Annotated in this window: 7 protein-coding genes; 4 read left to right on the forward strand and 3 right to left on the reverse strand. The window is 68.0% G+C overall.

Annotation, left to right across the window (positions count from 1 at the left end):
- Window positions 1-24: 24 nt before the first annotated feature.
- The 3 genes from Q4P07_RS09530 to Q4P07_RS09540 form a co-directional block, all read right to left on the reverse strand.
- The gene (locus Q4P07_RS09530; RefSeq protein ID WP_303374680.1) at window positions 25-522 is read right to left on the reverse strand and encodes a helix-turn-helix domain-containing protein; all 498 of its coding nucleotides are present in this window, start codon (window positions 520-522) and stop codon (window positions 25-27) included.
- A gap of 42 nt (window positions 523-564) precedes the next feature.
- Window positions 565-1,767 carry a site-specific integrase gene (locus tag Q4P07_RS09535; protein WP_303374681.1) on the reverse strand — a complete coding sequence of 401 codons (1,203 nt, stop codon included), beginning with the start codon at window positions 1,765-1,767 and terminating at the stop codon, window positions 565-567.
- Window positions 1,768-2,026: 259 nt separating this feature from the next.
- Window positions 2,027-2,164, reverse strand: a complete 138-nt coding sequence (locus tag Q4P07_RS09540; RefSeq protein WP_303374682.1) for a hypothetical protein — start codon at window positions 2,162-2,164, stop codon at window positions 2,027-2,029.
- Between the two features lie 299 nt (window positions 2,165-2,463).
- Between Q4P07_RS09540 and Q4P07_RS09545 the strand changes: the two genes are divergently transcribed.
- The 4 genes from Q4P07_RS09545 to Q4P07_RS09560 form a co-directional block, all read left to right on the forward strand.
- Entirely contained in the window at window positions 2,464-2,586 is a 123-nt protein-coding gene (locus tag Q4P07_RS09545; protein WP_303374683.1) for a hypothetical protein, read from the forward strand.
- A complete protein-coding gene (locus tag Q4P07_RS09550; protein WP_303374684.1) occupies window positions 2,583-2,924 on the forward strand; it encodes a type II toxin-antitoxin system HicB family antitoxin in 342 nt (113 codons plus the stop codon). Before Q4P07_RS09545 ends, Q4P07_RS09550 begins: the two co-directional genes overlap by 4 nt.
- Window positions 2,925-3,060: 136 nt before the next feature.
- The gene (locus Q4P07_RS09555) at window positions 3,061-4,473 is read left to right on the forward strand and encodes a 3' terminal RNA ribose 2'-O-methyltransferase Hen1 (protein ID WP_303374685.1); all 1,413 of its coding nucleotides are present in this window, start codon (window positions 3,061-3,063) and stop codon (window positions 4,471-4,473) included.
- Window positions 4,466-6,146: polynucleotide kinase-phosphatase (locus Q4P07_RS09560; protein WP_303374686.1), on the forward strand; the 1,681-nt coding region annotated here is incomplete at its 3' end. The genes Q4P07_RS09555 and Q4P07_RS09560, both read left to right, overlap by 8 nt.

The raw sequence follows: 6,146 nt of genomic DNA on the forward strand, positions 1-6,146 counted from the left end.
GCAAGCGCGCCAGCTGCTGACAGTTCACGCCGCCGGCCTGTGCTTCTCGGGGAAGGCTCGCAGGGCCTGGGTCCGTTCGGTCTGGTTCAGGACGCCAGCGAATGGGGAGTTCTGGCGCAGCTCGCGCGCCCGGGGGCTGGTGCTGAGGATCGTGCCGACCGTCCGTTCAAGTCCCCGGGCGAGGATGCTGTCCCACTCACGGAGGTACTCGACCGTTCGGCCGTCCGCCCGATGCATGGAGCTCCAGCGCCGGATGTTCTCTCGCGCCAGCCCCATGACTTCCTCCGGCCTGGTGAGCAGGTGGGTGAGCATCGCCTGGTGCATCCACAGCTGCTTGCGCTGCTCCTCCGTCATCGACTGGGCGTCGAGCAGGGCCTCGACGTCAGAGCGTCTGACTCTGCGGTGCGCCCCCACCCTGATGCTAGGCAGGTCGCCCCGCTCGCACAGGTCGACGACGTGCTGACGCGAGACGCCGAGCGCCTCGGCGACCGCCCCCGTCTTCATCAGCGTGTCGTTCTCCATGTCTCTACTCTAGGGCAAACACAAAAAACACAACAGAACCCCTCAGGGGCGCGTTCGGCCAGGCATTGGGGGCAAGGCGACGTTCACAGTCCGTCGCGACGCGGCGAACCCCGCCTCGACCATCGCCGAGAGCGCCTCCGCGATCCTGGCGTCCCTGTCCGCCGCGGCGTGCTGGTAGCGCAGGGCCGCCTTGTGCGTCGAGTGGCCGAGCCGAGCCATGAGCTCAGCCAGCGTCGCTCCCGCCTGCGCCGCGAACACCGCTCCCGTGTGTCGCAGGTCGTGCCAGCGCAGGTCCGGACGCCCGGCCGCTGCCCGCGCGGGGTGCCATGCCTTGTTGAGGGTGGACACGGCCAGGTGCTGCGCGGGGTTGCTCTTGGCGTGGAACAGCAGCGCGTCCGGTCGCTTGTCCTCCATCGCGTCCAGGTGCGCCTGGATGGCGGGCATGATCGCGGCCGGCAGCGTGACGGCGCGGATGCCGGCCTCGCTCTTGGGGTCACCCACGACGAACCGTGGTCGACGGCGCGCCGCCACCGTCTCGGGATCCTCACCAGGCAGGCGCACCACGGCGCGGGTCACATGGACGACGTTGCCGGACAGGTCCTTGCGTCGCAGCTCCGCCACCTCACCCCAGCGGAGCCCACCCCAGGCGGACAGGAGCACGGCGGCCCGCAGCTGGGGCGGCATGTTCTCCACGATCGTCGCCAGCTCCGCCGGCGTCGCCGGCTGGATGCGGTGGCGGCGGCGTGGCGGCGAGCCCGCCTCGCGCAACCGACAGGGGTTGACGTCGATCAGCGGCGGGTCGTCCTTGCGGGCTGCCTCCAGGATCGTGCGCAGCAGAGCGTAGGCGTGGGCACGGGCCGTGGCCTTGTCCGGGTCCATCCGGCGCCACCACTCCCGCACCGTGTCGGTGGTGATCGCGTTCACGGTGAGCTGGCCGAAGGCGGGCAGGAGGTAACGGTCGAGCTGGCCGGCGTACAGCACCCTGGTCCGCGGCTTGAGGTCCTGCCGTTCCTCCAGCCACCCCTGCGCGTACTCGCTGAAGGTCACCGACCGGCGTCGCCTCTCCCGGGTGAGGATCCACCCGGTGTCCAGCTCCGTGCGCTTGGTACGCAGCCAGGCCTCCGCCGCGTCCCTGCTCGCGAACGTGCGCGGCGCCTTGTGCTCCAGCGCCTCCCATGTGTAGCGGGCCTGCCACTTCCCCGACGGCAGACGGCGCACCGAGCCGAACCGTCGATCGCGTGCCATGCCGCCGCCTTTCGTGCCATGAACGTGCCTTGAGATGTGACCACTTCTGCCCTCTCGTGACCACTCCTGCCCAAGGTAACAGTGTGACCTTCGCGCAGGTCAGACAGCATATCCGCTGATCGGCACAAGCGCCCGAAAATGCCCTAGTGTCTATTTCAAATCCTGTCACCCCGACCATGGCACAAAAGTGCTGGTGACCTGCAGAAATGCGGGCTCCATGGCCCTTCTCGTTTCCCGCTCATGCCTTGAACCCAGGTCTTCACGGGCCGCACGCTGAGAGGCCGTCGAGGGAAGCCCGCTGACGGGAGATGTCCATGGCCAGCAGGGCGTCGGCCTCGGCGCGGGAGGCACTGTCGACGGACACCTGGGTCAGGTCGGCGCCAGCGTGGGCTGCCACGATCTCCGCCGCGACCGATGGGGCGTCGTAACCGGGCCCGTAAGAATCTGGACCGCCACCCCAACTACATTCTCGCCGCCTACATGGCCTCCGGCACCTGACCTGGCCCGACAGCCCAGCGAAAGCGCGACCCTCAGCCGTTGAGTCTCGGTACTGTCGGCGGTACCATGGGGGGTGCCGTCCGTGGCGAAGATCCTGGACTCGATGAGAACCAACCCTCGCAATGCGCGGTACGAGGAACTTGCCAGGTATGTGAGCACTACTTCGGTCCGCCGCGGACACGCGGGGGGTCGCACGCGGTGTTCAACAAGCCCTGGCCCGGTGACCCGCGCGTGAATATCCAGAACGAGCACGGCAAGGCCAATGCCTATCAGGTACGACAGGTGCTGACAGCAATCGACAAGAAGGAGGCGCAGCGATGACCACGACCATCGACATCACCCACTACGGCTACCGCGTCACCTGGTCCGCCGAAGACCAGGAGTTCCTCGCTACCTGCCTGGAGCTACCCTCCCTGTCCTGGCTGGCCAGCACCCAGGAAGAGGCACTTGTCGGCCTGCGCCATCTCGTCCGCGACGTCGTCGACGATCTCACCGCCACCGGCGAGCCCGTGCCCGTGCCCTTTGCGACCCGCAACTACTCAGGCAAATTCAACCTGCGTGTAGGGGAGCACCTACACCGCCAGCTAGCCGTGAACGCCGCCCAGGAACACCTCAGCCTGAATCAGTACCTCGTACGCCGTCTTTCAGACGCTTCCTAGACTGCCGCAGGTCGCTCGTCGTGACCACCAGTGTGGGTCGGCACACCAGGGGGCGCCTGGCCCCACCGCCTGACTCGTGAAGTTGCGCCCGCGGGGCCTGTCGACCTGTGCGTCGGTGCTCGGGCAGACTGAGCGGGTGCTCTTGACCGTGGCGACGACGCACCAGCCGGCGACTGATCTGGGTTTCCTGTTGCATAAGCATCCTGACCGGGTGCAGCACTTCGAGCAGTCGTTCGGCACCGCAGCGGTCTTCTATCCCGAAGCGAGCGATGAGAGGTGCACGGTGGCCCTCGTGCTGGACGTCGACCCTGTCCGGTTGGCGCGCTCCCGCGGCAAGGGGTCCCCGGACTTCAGCCTGGCGCAGTACGTCAACGACCGTCCATACGCGGCGTCCTCGTTGCTCGCCGTCGCGTTAGCGAAGGTTTTCAGCACCGCCCGCAGCGGGCGAGGCGGCTCCCGACAGGATCTGGCGGACCGGCCGATCCCGTTGGAAGTCAACATCCCGGTTTTGCCGTGCCGCGGCGGACCTGTTGTTGCGCACCGCCTCTTCGAGCCATTGGGCTGGACCGTGGAGGCGCTCCCCATCCCGCTGGACGACGGATTTCCTGAGTGGGGCAGCTCCAGGTATGTCCGGCTTCGCCTCACTGGAGAGATGCGTCTGGCCGACACGCTCAATCAGTTGCACGTCCTCCTGCCGGTGCTGGATGAGTCGAAGCACTACTGGCAGGGGCCCGATGAGGTGGACAAGCTGATGCGCTCGGGCGAGGCGTGGCTACCGACCCACCCTGAGCGGGAACTGATCACGCGCCGCTACCTCGGCCGGGCCGGCGCCCTGAGGCGTGTGGCCCTGGCTCGACTGGCTGAGCTCGGAGACGACCTTGTCGAGATGGTGGAGCCGGTCGAGGACGAGGAGGTGTGGCAACTGGAGGAGAAGCGCCTGCCGCTCAACGCCCAGAGGCACGCCGCGGTCCACCAGGTGCTGCTCGACGCAGGGGCACAGTCAGTCATCGACCTGGGCTGCGGTTCAGGCCAGTTCCTCGACCGACTGGTCAAGACGGGGGCCTTCACCCGGGTCGCTGGGTCGGACGTGTCGGTGCGGTCGTTGCAGCATGCCGCCGCACGTCTGCGGCTGGAGCAGATGAGCGAGCGGCAGGCCGAACGGATACAGCTGTTCCACAGCGCCTTGACCTACGAGGACGACCGGTTCGCCGGGTTCGACGCCGCTGTCCTGATGGAGGTCGTCGAACACGTCGACCCCTCGCGGCTGGAAGCCTTGGAACGTGTCGTGTGGGGCGCAGCCCGGCCCGAGCTTGTCCTAGTGACGACCCCGAACAGCGAGTACAACGTCCTGTACGAAGGGTTGGCGGGCATCCGGCACCCTGACCACCGGTTCGAGTGGACCCGCTTGGAGTTCTCCGACTGGACCGAGCATGTTGCCACCACGTACGACTACACGGTGGAGCGCCGCGGCATCGGAGAGGCCGACGAGACACTCGGCGCCCCGACCCAGATGGCCATCTTCACCCGGAAGGAGGGCCGTGATGACTGAATTCTCGGATGGTCTCTCGGTCACCGTGCCGGCCATGGGCCTGGTCGTGCTGATCGGCGTGTCAGGAAGCGGTAAGTCGACGTTCGCCCGGACACACTTCAAGCCGACCGAGGTCCTCTCCAGCGACTTCTGCCGGGGCTTGGTCGCCGACGACGAGAACGACCAGGCAGCCACCCCGGATGCGTTCGACGTGCTGCACTACATCGTCGGCACACGGTTGCGGCGCGGCCTGCTGACCGTGGTCGATGCCACGAACGTGCAACGGGCCGCCCGGGCTTCGCTCGTCAAGCTCGCCAAGAGCCACGACGTCCTCGTGGACGCCATCGTGCTGGACGTGCCCGAGTCGGTCGCGGTCGAGCGCAACGCGGCACGACCAGACCGGGACTTCGGCCGCCACGTCATCGCCCGCCAGCACCGGGACCTCCAGCGGTCCCTGAGCAAGCTCAACAAGGAGGGATTCCGGCGGGTCCACGTCCTGCGCGGCACCGACCAAGCGGACGCGGCGCGGATCGTGCGTGAGCGTCCGTGGAACGACCGCGCGGACCTGCACGGCCCCTTCGACATCATCGGCGACGTCCACGGGTGTGCCTCGGAGCTGCGGAGCCTGCTCACCAAGCTGGGCTGGACCATCGCTGTCGACGAGACCGGTGTGGCGATCGGAGCCTCCCACCCGGAGGGCCGGAAGGCCGTCTTCGTCGGTGACCTGGTCGACCGGGGCCCGGACACAGTCGGCGTGCTGCGCCTGGTCATGGGCATGGTCGCCTCCAGCGACGCCCTTTGCGTGTCCGGCAACCACGAGGCCAAGCTGCTGCGCGCCCTGCGCGGGTCGAAGGTGAGCATCTCCCACGGTCTGGCCGAATCCCTCGCCCAGCTCGAGCAGGAACCCGAAGACTTCCGGGCCCGGACGCTGAGCTTCCTGGATGGGCTCATCAGCCACTACGTCCTGGACGGGGGCAACCTCGTGGTCGCCCACGCCGGGTTGAAGGAGGCCTACCACGGCCGGTCCTCTGGGCGGGTCCGGGCCTTCGCGCTCTACGGTGACACCACCGGGGAGACCGACGAGTACGGACTGCCCGTGCGCTACCCCTGGGCGCAGGAGTACCGCGGCAAAGCCATGGTCGTCTACGGCCACACCCCCGTCCCCGAGGCGGAATGGGTCAACAACTCCATCTGCCTCGACACCGGCGTCGTGTTCGGCGGCGCGCTCACCGCGCTGCGCTACCCCGAGCGCCAGATCGTATCCGTGCCGGCCGGGCAACAGTGGTACGAACCGGTCCGACCGCTCACCCCGCCCGGCCGTGACCGCGAGCCCACGGTGCTGAAGATCGACGATGTCGCCGGCACCCGCTGGCTGCAGACCACCCATGCCGGCAAGGTCAAGATCCCCGAGGAGAACGCCGCCGCTGCACTAGAGGTGATGAGCCGGTTCGCCGTCGACCCACGCTGGCTGATCTACCTGCCACCGACCATGTCGCCGGTCGCTACCTCCACGCTGGAGGGGTTCCTGGAGCACCCGGAGCAAGCGTTCGAGGAGTATGCGGGGTGGGGTGTCACGCGGGTGGTGTGCGAAGAGAAGCACATGGGCTCACGCGCCATCGCGGTCATCGCCCAGGACGCGGAGGCCGCTGAGCGGCGCTTCGGGGTCGGTGACGGCACCACTGGCGCTGTCTACA

Origin of the sequence: Ornithinimicrobium sp., assembly GCF_030537745.1 — a bacterium.
Classification (GTDB): Bacteria; Actinomycetota; Actinomycetes; order Actinomycetales; family Dermatophilaceae; genus Ornithinicoccus.